Below are 22,957 nucleotides of genomic sequence, written 5' to 3'. Positions count from 1 at the left end.
GGTAGGTTATGGACGAGAAAACAACGCATGGCGGCGAACTGGAGGCCGGGATTCCGATCATTCCTCCATCGGAGATCAAAGCGCTGGAGGAAGAAGCGCTGAAGGAAAAGAGGGAGGCGGAAACCTCCGACAGCACCAAGGAATCCGTCATTTATTGGCAGCAAACGGACGATGTTCCCGCGAAGCTGAGCGTACTGAAAGAAACGCTTAAGGAAGTGATCGGCCTTGGTGTTTCGTTTGACGTGGTATTCCGCGAGATGAACTTTGCCGGCAGAAATGCGGGGCTTCTCTTTCTAAACGGGTTCACCAACGATGTCGTGGTGACGGAAATTTTGACAAGGCTGACGTACCTGACGCCAGACGACGTTAACAACCATGCGCTTTCCGAAATCATGAACCGCTATATTCCCCATGTTCAGGTGGAGCGGGATACCAGGCTCAGCAAGGTGATTGACGAGGTCCTGTCAGGCCTATGCGCGCTGTTCATCGAGGATGCGCATTCCGCCATCATCCTGGACACCCGGAAATATCCCGTACGGGGACTCGAAGAGCCGGCTGTCGAACGCGTTGTTCGAGGCGCCAGGGACGGGTTTACGGAGACGCTGGTGACAAACGTTAACCTCGTGCGGAGACGGGTTCGTGATCCGGGACTGCATGTGGAGATCATCAAAGTGGGAAGGCGTACGAGAACGGACGTCAGTTTGGTCTTCATCGATGACGTAGCCGACCGTACCCAGGTAGAAGCCATCCGGAAGAAAATCCAGGAAATCGATTTGGAGGGGCTCCCTCTAGGCGACAAGCAGCTGGAGGAAGCGATTGTAAACAAGGGCTGGCACCCCTATCCGCTGGTCCGTTATTCGGAGCGGCCGGACGTGGTATCTTCCCACCTGCTGGAAGGCCGGATCGTCATTATGGTGGATACATCGCCGAGTGTGATGATCATGCCGACCACCTTCCTGGATCTCTGCCAGCATGCGGAAGAGAACCGGCAGACCCCGTTTATGGGGACTTATCTTCGCTGGATACGATTTATAGGCATTTTTGCTTCCATGTTCCTGCTCCCGTTGTGGATGCTGCTGGTTGTCCATCCTGAATTGAAGCCGCCGGGACTCGATATCATCGGTCCGCAGGAGAATGCGAAAATTCCCATTATTTTGCAGTTTCTGATCGTGGAATTCGGGGTGGATTTACTCCGTTTGGCCGCGGTTCATACACCGACGCCGCTCGCATCGGCAATGGGCTTGATCGCTGCGATTTTGATCGGCGATATTGCCGTTAAAACCGGATTGTTTGTCAACGAGGTTGTCTTGTATATGGCGGTTGCCTCCATCGGGATGTATGCAACTCCGAGTTACGAGCTGGGACTTGCCAATCGGATGGTCAGGCTGATCCTTCTGCTGGCCACAGCCTTGTTTGGGGTGAAGGGCTTTGTCATCGGCACAACGCTCCTGATTCTGCTCCTGACGACCCACCGTTCCTATAACTCGTCTTATTTATGGCCGTTTATACCATTTAGTGCAAAAGCGATGGGCGAAATTTTATTCCGCAAACCGCTGCTTCTGTCAAGAAGACGCCCGGCTCTCAACAAAACGCGTGACAACACGAAAATGGGCCCGGAAATGAATCCGAGGGGCGAGCACTAACAATAACACAAATGTTGTGTTGAAAAATCCATTTTGATTACCTTCCGTTGTCTGCTATACTGTGAACAATTATTCGATTACCCTATTTTTGAAACAATGGATCGGAGGAATTGTAAGCATGTTTTTACACGGTACAAGCAAGATTAACGATCAGGGGCATTTGGAAATCGGCGGGTGTGACACATCCGATTTGAAAGCTCAATATGGAACACCACTATATATCGTAGACGAGCAGTCGGTTCGCAACCGCTGCCGGGAATACATCGAGGCCTTTAAGGCTTCCGGTTTGAAGTTCCAAGTCGCGTATGCAAGCAAGGCGTTCTGCGTTATGGCCATGTGCCGATTGGCCGACGAGGAAGGCATGTCGCTCGACGTTGTTTCCGACGGAGAGCTGTACACGGCGCTTCAAGCCGGATTCCCGGCGGATCGGATTCATTTCCACGGAAATAATAAGACGCCGGAAGAGATCGAGATGGCGCTGGATGCCGAAATCGGCTGTTTCGTTGTCGATAACGTGATCGAACTGCATATGCTGCAGGCCATCGCTGCCGAGAAGAACCGCAAGGTCAACATTTTGCTTCGCGTGACACCGGGCGTCGAGGCGCATACGCATGAATATATCTCGACAGGACAAACCGATTCGAAGTTCGGCTTTGATATCGGCAACGGCTCTGCGTACGAAGCGGTGCAGCTTGCGGAAGCACAGGCGAATATTCATCTCATGGGCATCCATTCCCACATCGGTTCCCAGATTTTTGAGGTGGAAGGCTTCCAGATGGCTGTTCAGCGCGTAGCTGAATTTGCAGCTTCCGTAAAAGAAGGCCTGGGCGTCGTGTTCAAGGTCGTGAACCTGGGCGGCGGATTCGGTATCCGCTACGTGGATGGAGATACGCCGCTTCAAGTATCCCAGTATGTAAAAGCGATTACGGATGCGGTAAAGAACCATTTTGCGGGCCTTGGTTCCGAGCTTCCTGAAATTTGGGTGGAACCGGGTCGGAGCATCGTCGGTGACGCAGGTACCACGCTCTACACGGTGGGAACCAGCAAGGATATTCCCGGGGTGCGCAAATATGTTGCCGTCGACGGCGGCATGACGGACAATCCGCGTCCGGCGCTCTACGAGTCGAAATACGAAGCGCTGCTTGCAAACCGGGCTAAAGAAGAGCCGGAAGAAACGGTATCCATTGCCGGCAAGTGCTGCGAGAGCGGAGACATGCTGATTTGGGACCTGGAGCTTCCGAAGGTTGAAACGGGCGATCTGCTGGCGGTGTCCTGCACGGGCGCATACAACTATTCCATGGCCAGCAATTACAACCGGATCCGCAAACCTGCGGTCGTATTCGTGAAGGATGGGCAAAGCAATCTGGTCGTTCGCCGCGAATCGCTTGCCGATATCATCAGCAACGATGTCGTGCCGGCGGGTGTAACAAAAGAAACCGTTACGAGTTTATAAGACGTCAATGTCTCTGGATAGGAAGGGCCCGCCAAAGCCTCCGGCTGCGGTCAGGGCTCTTCGTCCTGCCTTCCGTCGGATATGGTCGCGAGGACGGGGACAAGTTCGTTTTGCTTCGAGGCTCAATTCATAGTAAACTATAACTTGCATTGTAAAAAAATCGATAAAAGCGTTTGAGATAACGGAAGGAGATACACACATATGGCAAAAAAAGCGAAGATCACCTTGGAAAACGGCAAAGAGGTTGTGCTTGACCTGTTCGAGAACGATGCACCGAACACGGTGGCTAATTTTGAGAAATTGGCCAACTCCGGCTTCTATAACGGTCTGGTATTTCACCGCGTAATTCCTGGATTCGTCGCTCAAGGCGGATGTCCGCAAGGAACGGGAACCGGCGGACCGGGTTATACCATTAATTGCGAGATCAATCCTAACAAGCACGAGCGCGGAAGCTTGGCCATGGCGCATGCCGGCCGGAACACCGGCGGAAGTCAGTTCTACGTGTGCTACGAGCCGCAGCCTCATTTGGACGGACAACATACCGTATTTGGCAAAGTCGTTGAAGGCATGGAGTATGTGGATGCATTCAAAGGCCGCGACAAAATGGAAAAAGTAGAAGTGTACGAAGCATAATAAATTCAGCATCATGCAAAAACAGGCTCACCCTCAGAGGTGAGCCTGTTTTTTATGGCCGCCGCAAAGGGGCGGATTACGCAGGGGCTGGGAACAATCGGCGGAGTTCTTCGGGGACGGGCCGGCTTTTACGTGAGTTTACATCCATCGCCACGCTGGTAACGATGGCATCCGCGCAAAGCTCATGCTGTTCGTTGTATATCCGCTGGGCCATGACGTAACTCCTGCGGCCCATGGACTCGGGTTCCGTCACGACGGTCAGCCGTTCGCCTTGGCCGCACTCCTTGCGGTAATTGATATTAATATTGACGGTGACGGTCTGGACCCCGAGCCGTTTCAGCACATCATACCGCAGATCTCCCGCTTCGTACCATTTCTCCCTGCCCCACTCCAGGTATTCGAGGTATTTTGCATTGTTTACATGTCCGTTGACGTCGATCTCCGTGGGACGGACGATAATGTCCAGCGAAGTTTTCATCGTGGCTCGCTCCTTTTCAACTACTTCTTACCTCCTTGCTTACCCTACTTAACTGTTCTCCTTTCGGGAAGCGTTCTCCTTCAAAAGTCCATGCTAATGACAGCATTAAAGTTATGCGCTTTAAAAAAGTTAGTTGTTTTTTCTTGCAATTTTCAAAAGGGGGTGATAAGATTCTTCATAAGATCAAACAATTTCATAGGTTTAATCCTTCGGGGCAGGGTGAAATTCCCTACCGGCGGTGATGAACGCAGTGATTGAGCTTATCGAAGCAGAGTGCTGCGTCTTAGTCCGTGACCCGGATATGAATGTGACGTTTCACATCGTATGCGGTGGACCTGGTGCAAATCCGGGACCGACAGTATAGTCTGGATGGGAGAAGGAGTGAGGGACACATAAGCAGCACATGTTATTGTGTCTTTGCGCACAGCGTGACATGCGTTATGTGCAGGTTTTCACATGCAATTCAAAGCTGTGACGGCGTTTTTTTGGTTTCGCCTGTGACGGATTTGGGTCGCTTGTTATACGCGAAATCTGCATTCATGACGGTTATTTATCGTGTCAATGATTAACTTCCATCAAGCCCTGTTTAAGGATTCTTCGGAATCTTTGGCAGGGCTTTTTTGTATGAACGTTGGGAAAGGGGCATGTTTAGCATGGATATCGTCAACGATGAATTCTATATGTCACTTGCGCTGGATCTGGCTGAACGTGCACAGGGCCAAACCGGGATCAACCCGGTAGTCGGCTGCGTCGTCGTTAAGGATGGCGCTCTCGCTGGGGTGGGCACGCATTTGGAACGCGGAACGCCGCATGCCGAGGTTCATGCCCTGAATATGGCCGGGCCGAAAGCGGCAGGCAGTACCGTGTACGTGACATTGGAGCCCTGCAGTCACTACGGCGCTACGCCGCCTTGCAGCGAGAGGCTTATCGCCGAGGGCGTTCGGCGGGTGGTTGTGGCCTGCGAGGACCCGAATCCCCTCGTGGCGGGCAGAGGGATTCAGATGCTGCGCGCAGCGGGAATCGAGGTTGAAACGGGTATCCTTAAAGATCGCGCTCTTCGCCTGAACGAAGCTTTTATTAAATTCATTACGACGGGCCGGCCCTTCGTGACGTTAAAGACGGCGAGCACGCTGGACGGCAAGATCGCATCGAAAACCGGGGACAGCAAGTGGATCTCCAATGAAAAATCCCGGGAGCTTGTGCATACGCTGCGCCATCGCCATCAAGGCATCATGGTCGGCGTGTCTACGGTTATCGCGGATAACCCGAGCCTGACGACCCGGCTTGGCGTTGAGGGGCTCCACCCGGTCAGGATCATCGTGGATTCGAGCCTGAGGATACCGCTCGACAGCCATGTCGTGTCAGACGGATTGGCGCCCACCTGGATCTTGACGACGGAGCAGGCGGATGTTACGAAGCGGTCCGAGTTGGAAGAGCTTGGTGCTCAGGTCATCCCCTGTGGACCTGGACCGCGGGTGGATCTAAAGGGAGCGCTGCTGCAACTGGGACAAAAGGGGGTCGCCTCGATATTGCTGGAAGGCGGCGGTACGCTTAATGGCTCGATGCTGGAGCAGAAGTTGGTGGACCGGCTCATCCAGTTTATCGCCCCCAAAATCATCGGCGGGTATGATGCGCCGGGAAATTACATGTTCAGCGGTTATGAACAGATGAACCAAGCGATTTCGCTGACAGGACTTGAGACCGAAAGACTGGGCGACAATATCTACGTCACCGGCATTCCGGTCTGGAAATAAGGAGCGAGAAAGGAGGGAAGCCTGTGTTTACTGGATTGGTCGAGGAGATCGGCGAGATGCGGCGTATCGGGCGCCAAGGGGAGGCCATGCTGCTGAGCATTTCCGCTAACCGGATTATGGACGATCTGAAGCTGGGCGACAGCGTATCCGTAAATGGCGTCTGCTTGACGGCTACAGCGATCGACAAGGGCGTATTTACGGTTGACGTTATGCCGGAAACCTATAGAAACACGAATCTCAAGGAGCTGCAGCCGGGCGGGAAGGTTAATTTGGAACGGGCGATGGCAGCCGGAGGGAGATTCGGAGGCCATATCGTTCAGGGACACGTGGATGGCATCGGCGTCATTCGGAGCGTAAAGTCCGATCAGAACGCAGTGGTATACGAGATTTCGCCCGCGAATGGGGACGTATTCAAATATATCATACCGAAAGGCTCGGTCACGCTGGATGGAATCAGCTTGACCGTTGTCAAAACGACGGATTCCTCCTTTACGGTGTCCATCATTCCCCATACGCTGGCGGAGACGGTGCTCGCTTATAAAAAAGCGGGCGACACGATTAATATCGAATGCGACATTTTGGGGAAATATGTAGATCACCTGCTGCATTACGGTTCGGAAGGCGCAGGAAGCAGAAGCGGTACGAAATCGGGGATCAGCAGGGATTACCTGGCAGAGCATGGCTTTGCCTAAGCCGTTTCTTGCATATAGAGATATCTCCATGAGAAGAAGGAGGAATAGGGATGGATGAGCGCTTTTCATTTCATACGATCGAAGAGGCGTTATCAGATTTGAAGGAAGGCAAGGTCGTCATCGTTGTTGACGACGAGGACCGCGAGAATGAAGGAGATTTTATCGCATTAGCGGATAAAGCTACCCCCGAGGTCATCAATTTCATGATCACCGAAGGCCGCGGGCTGGTCTGTTTGCCAATGACGCAGACTAGGGCTCAGGAACTCGATCTCAAACCGATGGTGACGCAAAACACGGACTATCATGGAACGGCCTTTACGGTCTCCATTGACCATAAGGACACCACGACGGGCATATCCGCCTATGAACGTTCCATAACCGTCAACGGCATCTTGGATCCAAATGCATCGGCCGCCGATTTTCGAAGACCGGGCCATATGTTTCCGCTGATTGCCAAAGACGGCGGCGTTCTTCGCCGGGCAGGACATACGGAGGCTGCTGTCGATCTAGCCCGCCTGAGCGGCTCCTATCCGGCAGGCGTCATCTGCGAGGTGATCAAGGAAGACGGCACGATGGCAAGGCTTCCAGACCTGGTGGAGATCGCGAAAAAGCATGATCTGAAGCTGATCAGCATCAAGGATCTGATCCATTACCGCAACGAAAAAGAAAAGCTCGTACAGCGCGAAGTGGCCGTGCGGATGCCCACCGACTACGGCGTGTTCCAGGCCGTAGCTTATACCAATGACGTGGACAACAAAGAGCATGTCGCATTGGTAAAAGGGGAGATCGACCCGAGCGAGCCGGTTCTCGTCCGCGTGCATTCCGAGTGCCTGACAGGGGATGTGTTCCACTCCCATCGCTGCGACTGCGGTCCGCAATTCGAAGCGGCCCTCCGCCAGATCGATGAAGCAGGCAGAGGCGTGCTTCTCTATATGCGCCAGGAGGGGCGGGGCATCGGCTTGATCAACAAGCTGAAAGCCTATAAGCTGCAGGAAGAAGGGCTCGATACCGTCGATGCGAACCTGAAGCTAGGTTTTGCGGCGGATCTGCGCGATTACGGCATCGGAGCCCAGATCCTGAAGGATTTGGGCGTAAGGAAGATCCGCCTGCTGACAAACAATCCGCGTAAAATAAAGGGTCTCGAAGGTTACGGCCTGGAGGTCGTGGAACGGGTCCCGATTCAAATGCCGGAGAACGAGGATAATACGGGCTACCTGCACACCAAGCAAGCGAAGCTCGGTCATATGCTGAAGTTCAATGATATCGAGCAGAACGAGAGTGCTAACTAATCACCAACCAATAAAAGGTCCATCATGGAGGAGGTTTGCCTCATGGAATGACCCAGCGAAGAGGGCGGAATGCTGCTGGAGAAGCGCCAGCGGTCGCCTTTAACTCCTGATTTCCACCTTGAATAGATAGTTCATGAAATCGGGAGTTAACAGCGATCGGAAGCAGCAGCCGTCAGCGCAGCGGGCAATAACATCGATGTCATCCCAAATCCATGTTTGACCTTATATTAACTCCAACCCGAAAGGAAGTCATCCAACATGGCAACAATATTTGAAGGTCATTTAGTATCCGAAGGTTTGAAATACGGCATCGTAGTAGGTCGTTTCAACGAATTCATCACCAGCAAGCTGCTTGGCGGCGCACTGGACGCCTTGAAGCGTCACGGCGCGCAGGACAACGAAATCGACGTCGCTTGGGTGCCGGGGGCGTTTGAAATTCCGCTCATCGCCCAAAAGATGGCAGAAAGCGGCAAATACGATGCGATCATCACCCTGGGAACCGTCATTCGCGGCTCCACCACGCACTATGATTATGTGTGCAACGAAGTGGCCAAGGGGGTGTCCGCCATTAACCTGAAGACCGGCGTACCAACGATTTTCGGCGTCGTTACGACGGAGAACATTGAACAGGCCGTCGAACGCGCGGGAACGAAGGCAGGCAATAAAGGCTGGGATTCCGCCATGGCGGCCATTGAAATGGCGAACTTGACGAAAAGCCTAAAATAGTGCTTATTTAATGTAGTGCTCTTTTTATAGGGCACTGCATTTTATTTTTGGCGGGAGGATTCACCGTGACCGTATTATACAAGCTGGAAACGTTTGAAGGACCGCTCGATCTGCTGCTGCACTTGATTGATAAAGCGGAAATCGACATCCAGGATATTCCCGTCAGCGAGATTACCGAACAATACATGGCCTATTTGCACAACATGCAGGAGCTGGAGCTGGAAATTACGAGCGAATTTCTGGTGATGGCTGCAACGCTGCTGTCTATAAAGAGCAAGCTATTGCTTCCGAAGCCTCCGGTTATCGAAATGGACGAGTTCGATTTTTTTGAAGAGGATGACATGGATCCGAGAGCGGAACTCATCGCGAAGCTGATCGAATACCGCAAGTACAAAGGAATCGCCCGACATCTGCATGAGAAAGAATGGGAACGCAGCATGATTTACTCCAAGGAAGCGGAGGACCTGACTCCTTACATGCCGGAAGTGGAAGAGAACCCGGTGCAGGGATTACATATCTCGGATTTGATCGCAGCTTTTCAAAAAGCGTTAAGAAAAGCCGTCAAACGGACTTCGTATGCCCGCATCCAGCGGGATGAAATATCGGTTAAGGACCGGATCCGGCAGGTGATGGACGCTCTGGAGCAGGTCGGGCCGGGAGGCCGGATTCTGTTCTCCAAGCTGCTGCACGAGGAGATGGAGCGCCATGAAATCGTGGTGACCTTTCTGGCTATCTTGGAGCTGATGAAGATGAAGCAAATCCTGTGCTACCAAGAGAAATTGTTTGAAGATATCGTCATGGAGTGGAGAGGGGAAGAACGCATTGATGGATTATCCGAAGCTGAAATCGATTATTGAGGGGCTTCTGTTCTTGGCGGGAGAAGAGGGCTTGTCGGTAAAGCAAATTGCTGAAATCACCGAGCAATCGGATGGCCTCGTTGGCGAAGCGCTGGAGGATATGAAGGAAGAATGGGAACGATATGAACGGGGAATTCAGATCGTGCAGATTGCAGGGAGCTACAAAATCGCGACGCTGGCCGAGCACGCCCCGTATTTCGAACGTCTGGCGTATTCGCCTTCCCGCTCCTCATTGTCGCAAGCCGCGCTCGAGACGCTTTCCATCGTGGCCTATCGGCAGCCGATTACGCGGGTGGAGATTGAAGACATTCGCGGCGTCAAGTCCGAAAGAGCCATCCATACGCTGGTAAGCAAAGGGTTGATCGAAGAAGTCGGACGCGCGGAGGCGATTGGCAGACCGATTCTGTATGGAACGACCAAATCGTTTCTGGATTATTTCGGACTTGCGAACATCAAGGATTTGCCGGAGCCGTCGCAATTCGAGGATAACGATCAGCTGGAAGAGGAAACCCAGCTGCTGTTCGACAAGCTTGACGGACAACAGCTTACGTTTGATGATGTGGGGGAAAGCTAGCCATCATATATTGTATAATGCTTCATTTGAGAAATGGGTCCTGAGCGTGGATAATCCGCGTCCGGGACCTTTTTTGTCGTTCCGGCATATATGAAAGCAGAGGATCGGAGCAGTTTCGCATCTTTTGAAGACCCTTTTGCCATACTAAGCCAAGCGGATTACATTTTACTAAGTTCGTTTTGGGGGTTACTTCGTGAGGATATGGATCTTTCTTGCGGTCGGTCTGGTCGTTCTCCTTATCGTATTGCTGATCGTTGTGCTGAGCTCGAAGGTCACGATAAAGCTGGATGTGGTTCTAAGAAAAAATGAATATAAAGTATTGGCGGAAATGAAAATGCTCTTTGGATGGATCACGCGCAAATACGAAGTTCCCTTTCATTTGGCCAACGGTGGCATTGAGTATAAAAAAGAGACCGTTCCCGTGGACGAGGGGACTGGGCTCGGTTCCAAAGAAGACAAAGAAACTTCAAGACGAACCATACGATACAGGGACTATGTGCGGGTCTTGCTGACTACGAAGGGATTTAAAAAGTGGGCAAGGCAAACGATGGCGGCCGTTCATCTCATGGATGTGCGCTGGTCAACCCGGATTGCCTTGGAGCATGCGGCCGATACCGCGGTTGCAACCGGATTGCTTCATGCTGTTAAGCATACCATTATGGGTTGGATGTCGTACCGGCTGATTATGGATGAGCTGCCGGAAATCCAGGTGGTACCGGTCTTTAACGGTCCGCCGCAAATTTCCACAGAGCTTTGCTGCATAGCGAAAATCTCCTGCGGAAAAGCTATGTATGCTGGACTGGTACTTATAGTTCGCGTGTTAAAGGTGAAAGGAGGAGTAAGATCATGGCAGAACACCCTATTCAAGGCTTGATGCAAACGGCTATGGAGAACATCAAGGGAATGGTGGACGTGAATACGATCGTAGGCGACCCCGTGAATACACCTGACGGCAGCGTCATTTTGCCAATCAGTAAGGTGGCGTTTGGTTTCGCAGCGGGCGGGAGCGACTACAACGTTGAAGCAGGCGGCACACACCATAATACCGCTAACGGGACGCATACCGACCATAGTGCCCTACCTTTTGGCGGCGGCAGCGGCGGCGGCGTGTCCATCCGGCCCATAGCTTTCCTGGTCGTGGGTAAAGAAGGCGTGCACATCGTTCCGCTGGACAACCAGACACATCTGTTTGAACGGATTATCGATGCGACCCCGTATTTACTTGATCAAATCCAGTCGATGTTTCAATCGGGAAGCAATGCCGCAGGCAGCACGACGCCTCCCCCGGCATACTGATTGAAGCGGGCAAATCCCTTTCGTTCATAACGGAAGGGATTTTTGCTGCAATGAAATGGACATACCTTCAGCGAGGACGACATATACTTGTACAAGATTTCTGAACACCGGAGGATAAAATGATGAAAATGAAATGGACGAACCGCAAGTCTATGTTATCCATGTTGATCGCCATATGCTGCTTGCTGGTTACGGTTGTCCCTGTACACGCAGATCACGAGCAAGGCCCGTCTAATCATGCACAGGCAGCTGCGCTGATTGACGTGACGTCCGGGAGAATGCTGTACAGCAAGAACGGGGACGAGCGTTTAAGAATCGCCAGCTTGACCAAGATAATGACCGCCATCGTGGCCATTGAACACGGTAAGCTGGATGATCGCGTCAAAGTCTCCAAGAATGCTTTTGCCAAAGAGGGCTCCTCGATCTTCCTGAGGCTTGGAGAGGAGATGACCCTTGAGAATCTGCTGTACGGCTTGATGCTGCGCTCCGGCAACGATGCTGCCACGGCCATTGCGGAGCATGTCGGCGGTACGGAAGAAGGCTTTGTGTTATTGATGAACGAGAAGGCCGCCTCGCTCGGCATGACGAATTCGCATTTTATGAATCCGCATGGACTGGATCACGACGAGCATTACTCGTCAGCGCATGACGTAGCCAAACTGACGGCATATGCCCTCAAGAATCCGGTCTTTAGCGAGATCGTCAAAACCCCTACCAAGAAAGCGCCCAACCCGAATGAAGCATGGGACTACAAATGGGACAACAAAAACAAAATGCTGCGCTTCTACGAAGGGGCGGACGGCGTCAAAACGGGTTACACCAAAAAAGCATTCCGCTGCCTGGTGAGCTCGGCTACTCGTAACGGCCAGCAAATCGCAGCGGTAACGCTGAATGACGGCAACGATTGGAACGACCATTCCAACATGCTGGATTACGGCTTTGCTCATTTTCCACTGAAAAAGGTCACGGAAAAGGGACAGAAAATCCAGGGCTATCCGCTCGTCACGGGCAGTTCCTTCACTTATGCGTTCGCGCATGATGAGGAAGCGCGCCTGGTGAAGAGACTGGTCCTGCATAAAGCAAGCACGCCCGACTTGTCTTTTGGGCTGCGGGGGTATATTGAGCTGCTGCTCGATAATGTCAGCATCGGCAAGGTTCCGGTCTACGCGGAAGGAAGCAAACTTCCTGAAGTCCCTGAGGCCTTGCAAAAGTCCAGGAGCGCTCTGGGACCTGTCGGTTCCTTGTCGCTTTGGCAGTCTGCAGGAGAAGTGCTTCGGCATCTGTTCAGGGGCGCACATAACTAGCCTTCGCTAAAGAATCGTGTATTCTCTTAACAGCGGGGCAGCAAAACGGGGGCGAAGAGATGATCAATTTGATTTGGATGGGGATGCTTGTGATCGGGTTTGGTTTTGCGGCCGTCAACGGGAACATCGACAGCGTCACGAAAGCCGCATTCGACGGAGCCCAAACGGGCGTGACCGTCTCCTTCGGTCTTATCAGCATACTGGTATTCTGGCTTGGCATGATGCGGCTCGCAGAGGACGCGGGTCTGCTGAAAAAAGTGGCCAGGCTGCTGGGGCCGGTTGTCCGCTTCCTGTTCCCGGATGTACCGAAAAACCATCCCGCAATGGGATACATATTGTCCAATATGAGCGCGAATTTGTTCGGTCTGGGCAATGCGGCGACTCCGATGGGAATCAAAGCGATGCAGGAGCTTCAGAAATTGAATCCGGATAAGGAAACGGCGTCTGCCGCGATGTGCACGCTCCTGGCGTTAAACACGGCCAGCATTACGCTGATACCGACAACGCTGATCGCGATCCGGCTTAATTATGAATCTGCCAATCCTTCGGAAATCGTCGGAACCACGCTATTGGCCACTGCGATTGCGACGGCCGCAGCTATTATCGCCGACCGTTGGTATCGCAGACGAACGATGCGCCGCCAGAAGCCGCCCGGAATCGGTACAGGCCTGAACCCGGACGTGAAGGGGTGATGAGTCTTGCTGTCTTGGATTAATATCGTTTCCGCCTGGTCAATACCCATTATTATCGCATTTATTCCTCTTTATGCTTATACACGCAAAGTGCCCGTATACGAATCGTTTGTGGACGGAGCCAAGGACGGCTTCTCCACGGCGATCGGAATCATTCCGCATTTGGTCGGCATGATGGTAGCCATAAGCGTATTCCGCTCTTCCGGCGCCCTGGAGTTTTTTGTCGGTTGGACGGGCCCTTTTCTGCAATCGCTCGGCGTACCGAGCGAGATACTGCCTTTGGGAATATTACGGCCGCTGACAGGTACGGGCTCCCTCGCTTACACAACGGAGCTGATCCGCGCATACGGACCGGATTCGATGATCGGCCGAATCGCTTCGACCATACAGGGAAGCACGGACACAACCTTGTACGTGTTGACCGTCTATTTTGGCGCCGTGGGTATCCGCAATGGCCGCTATGCGTTGAAGGTCGGACTGTTCTCCGATTTGGTCGGGTTTATTGCGGCGATTGCCGTCTGCTTGCTGGTGTTCGGTTAATTGATTTCATCGACAACTGTCAGAAAGCCAAAAGCAAGGCATATAGTAAGAAGGTGCGTTTTTTCAATGTAACAGGACGTATGCCTATACCCTTGATTCCGCCATGTCATATACTGCTGCAATCACAATTTGTAGTAGGGGTGATGAAATGGAAATCGAGGGTTTTGTTATTCATCATACCGTGTGCGCGCAGGAACCGCGAAACTGGGATTTTAAGATCCATCCGGACGGCTCCGTGTCCGCTTCTTCCGTGCTGGTCCAACCGGGACAGATCCACATCTGTCTGGAAGGCGACTTCAATGCCAGCTACGAGTCGATGACGCTGGACCAGAAAACGCAGCTGTTTACCGCCAGCAAAATCATTTTGGAGCTGTCCAGACTCCATGATATTTCCCCGCTATACTTATTTCCCCACTCCGACTCCTGCCCAGGGGTACATTTTCCATGGAACGCGCTTGTGATTTATCCTGTCGATGGTTATCATTAGGAATGAGGTGACCTAACGAACATGGAGAGATTACAGAAAATTATGGCACAGGCCGGAGTCGCTTCCCGCCGCAAGTGCGAGGAATTGATTCTTGAAGGCAAGGTGCAGGTAAACGGGGAGACCGTTACAGAGCTCGGCACGAAGGCCGATCCAGCCCAGGATATCATTACGGTTTCAGGCAAACCGATTAAGAATGAGAAAAAGGTATATGTCATGCTGAATAAGCCGAAGGGAGTCATTACAAGCGCTTCTGATCCCGAAGGCCGTAAAATTGTATCGGATTATCTCAAAGGCATTAAAGAGCGGGTATACCCGATTGGACGTTTGGACTACGATACGGAGGGGCTTTTGCTCCTGACCAACGACGGGGAGTTTGCCAATCTGCTCAGCCACCCCAAATACCATGTGCCCAAGACTTATTTGGCTACCGTGAAAGGGGTGCCCCACGGCACCGAGCTGGACAAGCTTCGACAAGGGATTATGCTGGAGGACGGAATGACGTCTCCTGCGGAAGTGGAATATAAGGACGTGGATCCGGACAATAAACAATCCGTTATTTCGATCACGATTCATGAAGGTCGCAACCGTCAAGTGAGAAGGATGTTCGAAGCGATTTCCCATCCGGTATTGAGATTGAAGCGGATATCTTACGGGGATCTGCTGCTGCAAAATTTAAAGCGGGGCCTGTACCGCCATTTGACGGCGGACGAAATCAACCAGCTCCTGCAAATGGCGAAAGCCGCAAAGCCGGGCGGGAAACCGAAGAAAAAACGTTAAACCCGACACATAATATTCAAAATGGCGAGCGGCGTTTATGACAAATTTCGTTATAATTGTTCATAGGATGTTCACACCCGTAGTATGCGATATGATGAATGTCATAGAAAGGAAGCTGCTGCTTTATGGGCAAATCTAAGAAAAGCGTACAGATTGTTATTCTGCTTGCCATCATCCTGATCGGAGTGTACGCCGTTGCAACCGTTGTATTCGGCACTGATGAGGTTCCCAAAGTAGGGCAAAAGGCAGCGGATTTCGAACTTCTAGGCATGGATGGCAACGTACATACCATGAGTGAATACGAAGGCAAGGCCAGGGTTATTAATTTCTGGGGCACCTACTGTCCGCCGTGCGTGCGGGAAATGCCGGCACTTCAAGCCCAGTGGGAAAAATGGAGCAGCCAGGGCGTTGAGATCATCGGAATCAATGTGGGCGAAAACAAAATGACCGTGGAGAATTTTGTTGCTCAAACCGGCGTGAAATTCCCCATTCTGATGGATCCCAAGCGGAACGCTGTTGCCAGCTTCGGAGTTGGGCCGATGCCAACCACCTTTTTTGTTACGGCCTCCGGCAAGATTGACCATATTCGCATAGGCGAACTGGATTTGAACACCCTTGACAAACAAATTGAACAGTTGGTGAATGCGAAATGAGTCAAGGTTCCAAGCCTTTGATCCAGAATACGAAGTGTGATTGTGGACACCAGAATCCAACGGGGACGGTCCTCTGCGAAGCTTGCGGCAAGCCGCTGACCGAGGAAGCGGAGGCCCAGCCGATTCTGGAAATGCGGTATGACGGCGTTGCCCGTCGATCGCAGAAAGAAAATCCCGGAATTATCGATCGGGTATGGAATTTCTTCTCTTCGGTAAAAGTAGCAATATATCTCATATTGCTAACCTTGATCGGCTCCTCGCTGGGGACCATCTTTCCGCAGGAGAGCACATTCCTTAACATTGACCCCTCTGTCTACTACAAAGAGGAGTACGGACAGCTGGGGCATATTTATTACTTGCTCGGGCTGTCACATACATATACGTCTTGGTGGTTCGTTCTGCTGCTCGTCATGATCGGCGCATCGCTTGTCATTTGCAGTCTTGACCGTGTCCTGCCGCTCTACAAAGCGCTCAGCAGACAACGGATTCCGAAGCATATGTCCTTCCTTACCCGGCAGAAGGTGGTATACCAAGGACAAGTCCAAGAGGACGGGGCCGACTGGGTTGAGCGGATTAAACCGGTCATTAAGAAAAAGGGCTATCGCGTTCGAACGGACGGCGGGACGCTTCTGGCTGAGAAGCAGCGGTTCAGCCGCTGGGGCCCCTATGTTCTTCACATCGGCCTGATTATCTTCCTTCTTGCTGTTTTGGGACGGAACCTGCCGGGACTGCATATGGACGAGCATATGGCCTTTCCTCAGGATGAGCCGGTGCACATCAAGAACACCAGCTACTATTTATTGAACGACGGCTTTAAGGTTGAATTCTATACCGAAGACGATATGCCTGAAGAATTCAAAGGCAAGAACAAAGTGCTGCCGAAGGAATTCCAAACCCAGGCCATCCTGTATATGTGCGAGGCCAATTGCGACGATCTGGATAAAGAGCCCCAGCTCGTGGAATTGACGCGCCATAACATCGAGGTGAACCATCCGCTCAATTACAAAGGGTTAAAGGCTTATCAATTCGATTATGATCTGACCCCGATTCTCCGTACGGTTTCGCCGGTGCTGATTGACAGCAAGAGCGGTAAGGAATACGGCAAAATCACGCTGTCCATCAACGATCCCCAAAGAGAGTATCAGGCAGGGGAATATACGTTAACGCTTACACAGTCCTTCACCGATTTTGGGCTGGGCGATAACGGCAAGCCGGTCAACCTGTCACCTAACCCGAATGCGCCTGCATTCTTATTTCTGATTAAGGGACCTGATCTGCCGAAGGAAGGCCTTCAGTACTTCTACTTCCCTAAACAGATCGATAAGGAACGCTTCAATCAGGAAGCGATCAATGCGCAGCTGGCGGGTGGCGAGGCACTCGTAAAACTGGATGTGCTCAGTATGGACGATGTGGACTTTTCGGAATCGACGACTTATCTGAATATTCGTGTGGATAAAGCCATGCCGTTCATTTGGGTTGGTTGTTTCATTGGTATGATCGGCCTGGTCATGGGCTTTTATTTCACCCATCGCCGGATCTGGCTGCGTATTGATAACGGAACGCTGACGCTGGGCGCGCATACGAACAAGAACTGGTTTGGACTTCGCAAGGAGATCTCCGGAATCCTCAAGCAAATGAATATCGAAGTCGATGAAAAGTCATTGGAGAATAACAGGGGGACTAAGCATGAATCTAATTGATTTCAGCGGCGACGCATTTATCGTTGCCTTTACCTTATACTGCGTGGCATTTATCATGTACGCACTTGCCGTCATGGGACGCCGGTTCCGCAAACGCGACCCGGAAGCCCATTTGGCGAAGTGGGGCAAGATCGCATTTGTTACGACAACGATCGGTTTGATCGGACACTTGCTGTACTTCTTTACTAGATGGGCGGGCTCGGGGCATGTGCCGGTCAGCAATATGTATGAGTTCATGTCCTTCTTGTCGATGGCAATCATGATTGCCTTCCTCGTACTTTATTTTATCTACAAAAAATCGCTGCTCGGATTGTTTGCACTGCCGCTGGCAATCCTGATCATGGCCTATGCCGCCGTGTTCCCGCAGCAGGTGCAGCCGCTCATTCCTTCGCTTCAGTCCTATTGGCTGGGTATCCACGTTACATTGGCGGCACTGGGGGATGCGTTTTTTGCGGTCGGCTTTATTGCCGGCTTGATGCATCTGCTCCGGACCGTTAACTTTGGCGGAACGGACAAGGGCTCTCGCAGGGAACAGCGCTGGCTTGAGCTCGTCATGTTTGCCATCGTGGTGCTGCTCGGATTTATTTTGTCGGTGTACAGCTTCCGTGCAGGCGGTTACCAGGCGGAGTTTAACCAGACACTGGTTGACCCGAAGACAGAAAATAGTACAATAGTAAAAGTGGAATATAACATGCCTCCGCTAATCGCGCCTTACCAGAGCGAGACCGAGAGCATGCAGTCCTTCTTGGGCATGAAATCCCCGCTCATGGAAGCTCCGTCCTGGATGCACGGCGTGAATGCAGGACGTAAGCTGAACACGGTGGTATGGTCGCTGGTCACCGGATTGATCCTTTACGGATTGCTCCGCCTGATCCTGCGCAAACCGCTGGCTAAATTCATTCAGCCCGCACTCCATCGACTGGATCCCGATGATCTGGACGAAATCAGTTATCGAGCCATCGCGATCGGCTTCCCTGTATTTACGCTTGGCGGTCTCATCTTCGCCATGATCTGGGCAGAGATCGCATGGGGCCGGTTCTGGGGCTGGGATCCGAAGGAAGTATGGGCGCTTATTACTTGGTTGTTCTACAGCGTGTACCTTCATCTCCGGCTATCGCGCGGCTGGCAGGGCAAATATTCGTCCTGGCTGTCCGTTATCGGCTTTATCGTGGTCATGTTCACGCTGGTCGGCGTCAACTTGATTATCGCGGGTCTGCATTCCTATGCAGGCACCGACTAATGGCAATTGAATAGATGTGAATTAACAATCAGAAGGGCCCTTTCTTAATCAAGAGGGCCACTTCTGATTTTCCCTATAAAAACGAAGGAGTTGGCTGCCAATGTCTGAGCACGGAAATCGCATTCTTGTTGTTGATGATGAGGAACGGATTCGCCGTTTGTTGAAAATGTATCTGGAGAAGGAAGGATATGAAATCGAGGAGGCGGAGGATGGGGAGACCGCTCTTCGCAAAGCAAGCTCGGAGGATTACGGGCTCGTTATTCTGGATGTCATGCTGCCCGGCATGGACGGCGTTGAAGTATGCACTCGCCTTCGTCAGGTAAAGTCTACGCCGATCCTGATGCTGACCGCCAAAGGCGAGGAGATTAACCGTGTCCAGGGATTCGAGGTGGGCGCCGACGATTATGTGGTGAAACCGTTCAGTCCTCGCGAGGTGATCTATCGCGTTAAAGCCATATTGCGCCGTTCGTCCGCCACGGCTTATCTGAGCAAGGAACCGAATCCAAGCAACAGCATCGTATTCCCTCACTTGATCATTGAACACGATGCCCACCGCGTGACGGCCGGCGGGCATGAAATCAGCCTGACGCCGAAGGAGTACGAACTTCTGCACTATTTGGCCTCATCCCCGGACAAAGTGTTCTCGCGGGAAGAGCTGCTGAAGGATGTTTGGAATTACGAGTTTTTTGGCGATCTTCGCACGGTCGATACCCATGTGAAGCGTCTGCGCGAAAAATTGAATAAGGTATCCGCGGAGTCCGCAGCGATGATTACGACCGTATGGGGAGTAGGCTACAAGCTGGAGGTACCGAAGTAACGTGAGTTTTTGGAGATCACTTGTCGGCAAGCTGTGGATTACGATAACCTGTTTGGTCGCGTGCGTACTGCTGACGCTCGGTTTATTCTTGCTCCCTTATATCGATACCACCTTCGCGAATTCGGATGCCATCAAGCGTTTATTTACTTATGTGGCCATTATCGGCTTTTCGATGACCACCTTTTTCGGGTTGTTCCTGCTGACGAAAATTACGCAGCCCATGCAGCAGCTCATTGAGGCAGCCAACGATATCCGTAAAGGGAAATACGGCACGCGGTTGAACCTTGTGACCAGTGATGAGATCGGCGAGCTGGCCAATACGTTTAACCATATGGCAGCGGAGCTGGAAACGAACATCCGCAATTTGAACCACGAGAAGGAGCACCTGTCCAGCGTGCTGAGAAGCATGAGCGACGCCGTGATTACGTTTGACAATCACGGGCAGGTCATCCTGGTGAACCCGCCGGGATTGGAAATCATGAAGACCTGGAAAGGGCTGCAGTGGGACGATGAGCTTCAGGGCGGAGGCTGGGCGGCCGATGTCATGCCAAAACCGCTCAGCGAGTTATATTACGCCACCGTCAACGAAGGCAAGGACCAAAGCGCCGATCTGCATGTGAAGCAGGGAATCTGGTCAGCCCATATGGCCCCCTTGTATTCGGATGACGTGATCCGCGGAGCCGTCGTGGTGTTAAGGGACATAACCGAACAGGTTACATTAGAAAAAATGCGGACGGACTTCATTGCCAACGTGTCGCACGAAATACGGACGCCGCTGTCCATGATGCAGGGTTACAGCGAAGCGCTCCTGGACGGCATGGCAGCTTCACCCGAAGAGAGCAGGGAGCTTATACAGGTCATTCATGAGGAATCCCTGCGGATGGGGCGTCTGGTGAAGGATCTGCTTGATTTGACGCGCATGGAGGCAGGGCATGCCGAGTTATCCCTGCGGGAGATGGATGCAGGCGAATTGTGCGAGCGGGTATTCCGTAAATTTGCGGTTCGTGCCAAAGAGCGGGATATCGATCTTCAGCTGAACAAGCTCCATTCGAATCTTCAGCTCGAAGCGGCGGATGAAGACAAGCTTGAACAGGTGCTGACCAATTTGCTGGATAACGCTTTCCGTCATACGCCTTCAGGCAAGAAAATTCAAATTACGGCAGACCGGATCGCCTTATCGAACACGGAGGCGCTCCAGGTGAAGGTTTGCGACCAGGGAGTCGGCATTCCGCCGGAAGACCTGCCTTTTGTATTCGAACGATTCTACAAGGCCGATAAGGCGCGTGTGCGGGGGGAGACGGTGGGAACCGGCATTGGCCTTGCCATCGTGAAAAATATCGTGACCGCGCACCACGGAACGATCAACGCGACAAGCGAAGTGGGGAAAGGCACCGTGTTTACGATGACGATCCCGACAAAAGCGGCAGAATCCTAGGGAATGCCCGCGCAAAAGACAAAACACGCTCGCAAGGAGCGTGTTTTTTTGTTGAAATAAAGGGGTTAATCTTGTTCTACGTGGAACAATGATTAACCCCTTGGATTAAAGCTTAGCCTAGCGCGATTTGCTGCGCCGTGTTGAGTTCCGACAAGCCGGTAAGCTTGATCAGAACGTCCTTAGGAACGTCTTTATCTACCGTCAGCAGCATGATGGCCTCGCCGCCGATCACTTTACGTCCCACCTGCATGGAGGCGATGTTGACATCGTTCTCGCCGAGCAGGGTTCCGACACGTCCGATAATGCCCGGTTTATCGTTGTGGGAGATCAGAATCAGATGGCCTTCCGGTGAGATATCGACAGGGAATTTATCCAGACGTACGATTCGTTCGCCGTATCCCAGAAGAAGCGTACCCGCAACGATTCGTTCCAGGCCGTTTTGCGTTTTCAGCGTAACGGTAACGAGATTGGTGAAGTCTTTGGTTTTTGGCGTCTGCGACACAACGACATGCAAATCGCGGCTCTTCGCCAAATGCATGGAGTTGACAATGTTCACTTCGCTTCCGAGGTGGCGTTCCAGCACGCCCTTAACGATGTAGCGGGTCAGGGCCTGCGTATCGACTTCAGCCAGCTCGCCTGCATAGTCGACGTGAATCTCCTTTACCGCGTGTGCGGTGATCTGGGCCGCTACACTGCCCAATTTCTCGCCGAGCGAGAAGTAAGGCTGCAGCTTGTTCATGACGCTTGCGGCTACAAGCGGGAAGTTGACCGCATTCTTAAAAGGTTCGTTGCGCAGGATATGCAGCACTTGCTCGGAAACGTCGATCGCAACGTTCTCCTGGGCTTCAATAGTGGATGCACCCAGATGCGGAGTGACGATAACCTTCGGATGGTTAAGGAACGGATGATCGCTTTCAGGCGGCTCATGTTCGAATACGTCAAATGCGGCTCCGGCTACAATGCCTTCATCGATGGCTTCCACGAGCGCGCGCTCGTCAATGATGCCGCCACGGGCACAGTTTACGATGCGCATGCCGCGTTTCATGACCTCGAATTGCGGTCTGGCGATCATGTGGCGCGTCTCCGGCGTAAGCGGAGTATGAACCGTGATGAAGTCTGCGTTCCGGATAATGTTATCCACGGAGGAAAGCTTCACGCCCAGTTTATCCGCACGTTCTTCCGTCAGGAACGGATCGAAGGCCAGAATGTTCATGCCGAAAGCCTTGGCGCGTTTAGCTACCTCGCTGCCGATCCGTCCCATGCCCATAACGCCCAGCGTTTTGTTGCGAAGCTCTACGCCGAGGAAGGATTTGCGATCCCAGGTTCCGCCTACCGTTTTGGCATAAGCTTGAGGGATGTGGCGGGCGAGGGCAATCATCATAGCAAACGTATGCTCTGCCGTCGTAATCGTGTTGCCGTCAGGTGCATTGATGACAACGATCCCGCGCTTTGTTGCCGCTTCAAGATCAATGTTGTCCACGCCTACGCCGGCACGGCCAACCACCTTGAGATTGGTTCCTGCATTCATGATGCGTTCTGTAACGCGCGTCTGACTCCGAACGAGGAGTCCGTCGTATTCACCGATAATGGCAGTGAGCTCGTCTTCGTTAAGCCCGGTTTTTTTGTCTACCTGCACATCGGCGGCGTCCATTAACTGCTGGATCCCCAAATCGCTGATCGGATCCGATACCAATACTTTAAACATGGTTTCTCTTCCTCCTTAAAATCCACTATAAAATGCGGTACTGCAATATTGAATAAGGATTACGCTTAGCGCGCGCTCCGTTATACACCAGAGATTCCGATAAAGCTGCAAGAGGTCTATACAGGTTTGACGCGGTGTCGTGGCAAAGAGACAGGAACATAAAAAACTCTCAATCCGCATACTACCTCCGTAGTAAGGGACGAGAGTTATTC

At 52.3% G+C, this 22,957-nt stretch carries 23 protein-coding genes, 1 riboswitch and 1 other annotated feature (1 of these 25 cut by a window edge); of the genes, 21 read left to right on the top strand and 2 right to left on the bottom strand.

The window, feature by feature from the left end:
* The first annotated feature begins 8 nt into the window (after positions 1-8).
* From AC3RCL_RS19625 to AC3RCL_RS19615, 3 genes are all read left to right on the top strand, one after another.
* Positions 9-1,643 carry a spore germination protein gene (locus tag AC3RCL_RS19625; protein ID WP_015734488.1) on the top strand — a complete coding sequence of 545 codons (1,635 nt, stop codon included), beginning with the start codon at positions 9-11 and terminating at the stop codon, positions 1,641-1,643.
* A gap of 118 nt (positions 1,644-1,761) precedes the next feature.
* On the top strand, positions 1,762-3,096 hold the full coding sequence (gene lysA, locus AC3RCL_RS19620) for a diaminopimelate decarboxylase (protein ID WP_015734489.1): 1,335 nt from the start codon (positions 1,762-1,764) through the stop codon (positions 3,094-3,096).
* Positions 3,097-3,297: 201 nt separating this feature from the next.
* The gene (locus AC3RCL_RS19615; protein ID WP_009595227.1) at positions 3,298-3,729 is read left to right on the top strand and encodes a peptidylprolyl isomerase; all 432 of its coding nucleotides are present in this window, start codon (positions 3,298-3,300) and stop codon (positions 3,727-3,729) included.
* A gap of 76 nt (positions 3,730-3,805) precedes the next feature.
* Here AC3RCL_RS19615 and AC3RCL_RS19610 read toward each other — a convergent pair whose 3' ends face one another.
* Complete coding sequence (locus tag AC3RCL_RS19610; RefSeq protein WP_492531459.1) at positions 3,806-4,207, bottom strand: acyl-CoA thioesterase; 402 nt, start codon at positions 4,205-4,207, stop codon at positions 3,806-3,808.
* 201 nt (positions 4,208-4,408) lie between these two features.
* Positions 4,409-4,592, top strand: a riboswitch (FMN riboswitch).
* A gap of 268 nt (positions 4,593-4,860) precedes the next feature.
* Here AC3RCL_RS19610 and ribD point away from each other — a divergent pair.
* The 18 genes from ribD (at position 4,861) to AC3RCL_RS19520 (ending at position 21,040) form a co-directional block, all read left to right on the top strand.
* The gene (ribD, locus tag AC3RCL_RS19605; RefSeq protein WP_096773257.1) at positions 4,861-5,961 is read left to right on the top strand and encodes a bifunctional diaminohydroxyphosphoribosylaminopyrimidine deaminase/5-amino-6-(5-phosphoribosylamino)uracil reductase RibD; all 1,101 of its coding nucleotides are present in this window, start codon (positions 4,861-4,863) and stop codon (positions 5,959-5,961) included.
* Positions 5,962-5,984: 23 nt separating this feature from the next.
* On the top strand, positions 5,985-6,653 hold the full coding sequence (gene ribE / locus AC3RCL_RS19600) for a riboflavin synthase (protein WP_096773258.1): 669 nt from the start codon (positions 5,985-5,987) through the stop codon (positions 6,651-6,653).
* A 50-nt stretch (positions 6,654-6,703) separates the two neighbouring features.
* Positions 6,704-7,942 carry a bifunctional 3,4-dihydroxy-2-butanone-4-phosphate synthase/GTP cyclohydrolase II gene (locus tag AC3RCL_RS19595; RefSeq protein ID WP_015734493.1) on the top strand — a complete coding sequence of 413 codons (1,239 nt, stop codon included), beginning with the start codon at positions 6,704-6,706 and terminating at the stop codon, positions 7,940-7,942.
* Positions 7,943-8,200: 258 nt separating this feature from the next.
* Positions 8,201-8,668: a 6,7-dimethyl-8-ribityllumazine synthase gene (ribH, locus tag AC3RCL_RS19590; protein WP_009595158.1), complete on the top strand. Its 468-nt coding sequence runs from the start codon at positions 8,201-8,203 to the stop codon at positions 8,666-8,668.
* Positions 8,669-8,733: 65 nt separating this feature from the next.
* Complete coding sequence (locus AC3RCL_RS19585) at positions 8,734-9,525, top strand: segregation and condensation protein A (RefSeq protein ID WP_096773259.1); 792 nt, start codon at positions 8,734-8,736, stop codon at positions 9,523-9,525.
* On the top strand, positions 9,494-10,099 hold the full coding sequence (gene scpB, locus AC3RCL_RS19580) for an SMC-Scp complex subunit ScpB (RefSeq protein WP_492531455.1): 606 nt from the start codon (positions 9,494-9,496) through the stop codon (positions 10,097-10,099). The genes AC3RCL_RS19585 and scpB overlap by 32 nt, the downstream gene beginning before the upstream one ends.
* A 193-nt stretch (positions 10,100-10,292) precedes the next feature.
* A complete protein-coding gene (locus tag AC3RCL_RS19575) occupies positions 10,293-10,973 on the top strand; it encodes a DUF2953 domain-containing protein (protein ID WP_492531453.1) in 681 nt (226 codons plus the stop codon).
* Entirely contained in the window at positions 10,946-11,395 is a 450-nt protein-coding gene (gene ytfJ, locus AC3RCL_RS19570; protein ID WP_213577746.1) for a GerW family sporulation protein, read from the top strand. Before AC3RCL_RS19575 ends, ytfJ begins: the two co-directional genes overlap by 28 nt.
* A gap of 119 nt (positions 11,396-11,514) precedes the next feature.
* A complete protein-coding gene (locus AC3RCL_RS19565) occupies positions 11,515-12,699 on the top strand; it encodes a D-alanyl-D-alanine carboxypeptidase family protein (RefSeq protein ID WP_492531450.1) in 1,185 nt (394 codons plus the stop codon).
* A 59-nt stretch (positions 12,700-12,758) separates the two neighbouring features.
* Positions 12,759-13,391 carry a nucleoside recognition domain-containing protein gene (locus tag AC3RCL_RS19560; protein WP_096773262.1) on the top strand — a complete coding sequence of 211 codons (633 nt, stop codon included), beginning with the start codon at positions 12,759-12,761 and terminating at the stop codon, positions 13,389-13,391.
* 6 nt (positions 13,392-13,397) lie between these two features.
* Complete coding sequence (locus AC3RCL_RS19555; RefSeq protein WP_015734499.1) at positions 13,398-13,931, top strand: spore maturation protein; 534 nt, start codon at positions 13,398-13,400, stop codon at positions 13,929-13,931.
* Between the two features lie 148 nt (positions 13,932-14,079).
* Entirely contained in the window at positions 14,080-14,418 is a 339-nt protein-coding gene (locus AC3RCL_RS19550) for an N-acetylmuramoyl-L-alanine amidase (RefSeq protein ID WP_492531447.1), read from the top strand.
* A 21-nt stretch (positions 14,419-14,439) separates the two neighbouring features.
* Entirely contained in the window at positions 14,440-15,195 is a 756-nt protein-coding gene (locus tag AC3RCL_RS19545; protein WP_009595165.1) for a pseudouridine synthase, read from the top strand.
* Between the two features lie 125 nt (positions 15,196-15,320).
* On the top strand, positions 15,321-15,848 hold the full coding sequence (locus tag AC3RCL_RS19540) for a redoxin domain-containing protein (protein ID WP_492531445.1): 528 nt from the start codon (positions 15,321-15,323) through the stop codon (positions 15,846-15,848).
* The gene (gene resB / locus AC3RCL_RS19535) at positions 15,845-17,548 is read left to right on the top strand and encodes a cytochrome c biogenesis protein ResB (protein WP_492531443.1); all 1,704 of its coding nucleotides are present in this window, start codon (positions 15,845-15,847) and stop codon (positions 17,546-17,548) included. Before AC3RCL_RS19540 ends, resB begins: the two co-directional genes overlap by 4 nt.
* Positions 17,535-18,788 (top strand): c-type cytochrome biogenesis protein CcsB, encoded by a 1,254-nt coding sequence (ccsB, locus tag AC3RCL_RS19530; RefSeq protein WP_015734502.1) that lies wholly within the window; start codon positions 17,535-17,537, stop codon positions 18,786-18,788. Before resB ends, ccsB begins: the two co-directional genes overlap by 14 nt.
* 100 nt (positions 18,789-18,888) lie before the next feature.
* A complete protein-coding gene (locus tag AC3RCL_RS19525) occupies positions 18,889-19,605 on the top strand; it encodes a response regulator transcription factor (RefSeq protein WP_009595176.1) in 717 nt (238 codons plus the stop codon).
* A gap of 1 nt (position 19,606) precedes the next feature.
* Positions 19,607-21,040 (top strand): ATP-binding protein, encoded by a 1,434-nt coding sequence (locus AC3RCL_RS19520; RefSeq protein WP_015734503.1) that lies wholly within the window; start codon positions 19,607-19,609, stop codon positions 21,038-21,040.
* 112 nt (positions 21,041-21,152) lie between these two features.
* On the opposite strand, the gene serA is transcribed toward AC3RCL_RS19520, so the two are convergent.
* Positions 21,153-22,745: a phosphoglycerate dehydrogenase gene (serA, locus tag AC3RCL_RS19515; RefSeq protein WP_213577755.1), complete on the bottom strand. Its 1,593-nt coding sequence runs from the start codon at positions 22,743-22,745 to the stop codon at positions 21,153-21,155.
* 192 nt (positions 22,746-22,937) lie between these two features.
* Positions 22,938-22,957 (bottom strand) — a binding site (T-box leader) (it continues 210 nt past the right edge of the window).

The organism is Paenibacillus sp. MT86, assembly GCF_058792535.1.
This window is presented reverse-complemented; position numbering and strand designations above follow the sequence as displayed.

Bases quoted from the DNA above. Each gene is read 5' to 3' on its own strand.
- AC3RCL_RS19625 (WP_015734488.1), top strand. From the start codon at position 9: ATGGACGAGAAAACAACGCATGGCGGCGAACTGGAGGCCGGGATTCCG.
- lysA (WP_015734489.1), top strand. From the start codon at position 1,762: ATGTTTTTACACGGTACAAGCAAGATTAACGATCAGGGGCATTTGGAA.
- AC3RCL_RS19615 (WP_009595227.1), top strand. From the start codon at position 3,298: ATGGCAAAAAAAGCGAAGATCACCTTGGAAAACGGCAAAGAGGTTGTG.
- AC3RCL_RS19610 (WP_492531459.1), bottom strand. From the start codon at position 4,207: ATGAAAACTTCGCTGGACATTATCGTCCGTCCCACGGAGATCGACGTC.
- ribD (WP_096773257.1), top strand. From the start codon at position 4,861: ATGGATATCGTCAACGATGAATTCTATATGTCACTTGCGCTGGATCTG.
- AC3RCL_RS19595 (WP_015734493.1), top strand. From the start codon at position 6,704: ATGGATGAGCGCTTTTCATTTCATACGATCGAAGAGGCGTTATCAGAT.
- ribH (WP_009595158.1), top strand. From the start codon at position 8,201: ATGGCAACAATATTTGAAGGTCATTTAGTATCCGAAGGTTTGAAATAC.
- scpB (WP_492531455.1), top strand. From the start codon at position 9,494: ATGGATTATCCGAAGCTGAAATCGATTATTGAGGGGCTTCTGTTCTTG.
- ytfJ (WP_213577746.1), top strand. From the start codon at position 10,946: ATGGCAGAACACCCTATTCAAGGCTTGATGCAAACGGCTATGGAGAAC.
- AC3RCL_RS19565 (WP_492531450.1), top strand. From the start codon at position 11,515: ATGATGAAAATGAAATGGACGAACCGCAAGTCTATGTTATCCATGTTG.
- AC3RCL_RS19560 (WP_096773262.1), top strand. From the start codon at position 12,759: ATGATCAATTTGATTTGGATGGGGATGCTTGTGATCGGGTTTGGTTTT.
- AC3RCL_RS19550 (WP_492531447.1), top strand. From the start codon at position 14,080: ATGGAAATCGAGGGTTTTGTTATTCATCATACCGTGTGCGCGCAGGAA.
- AC3RCL_RS19545 (WP_009595165.1), top strand. From the start codon at position 14,440: ATGGAGAGATTACAGAAAATTATGGCACAGGCCGGAGTCGCTTCCCGC.
- AC3RCL_RS19540 (WP_492531445.1), top strand. From the start codon at position 15,321: ATGGGCAAATCTAAGAAAAGCGTACAGATTGTTATTCTGCTTGCCATC.
- resB (WP_492531443.1), top strand. From the start codon at position 15,845: ATGAGTCAAGGTTCCAAGCCTTTGATCCAGAATACGAAGTGTGATTGT.
- ccsB (WP_015734502.1), top strand. From the start codon at position 17,535: ATGAATCTAATTGATTTCAGCGGCGACGCATTTATCGTTGCCTTTACC.
- AC3RCL_RS19525 (WP_009595176.1), top strand. From the start codon at position 18,889: ATGTCTGAGCACGGAAATCGCATTCTTGTTGTTGATGATGAGGAACGG.
- serA (WP_213577755.1), bottom strand. From the start codon at position 22,745: ATGTTTAAAGTATTGGTATCGGATCCGATCAGCGATTTGGGGATCCAG.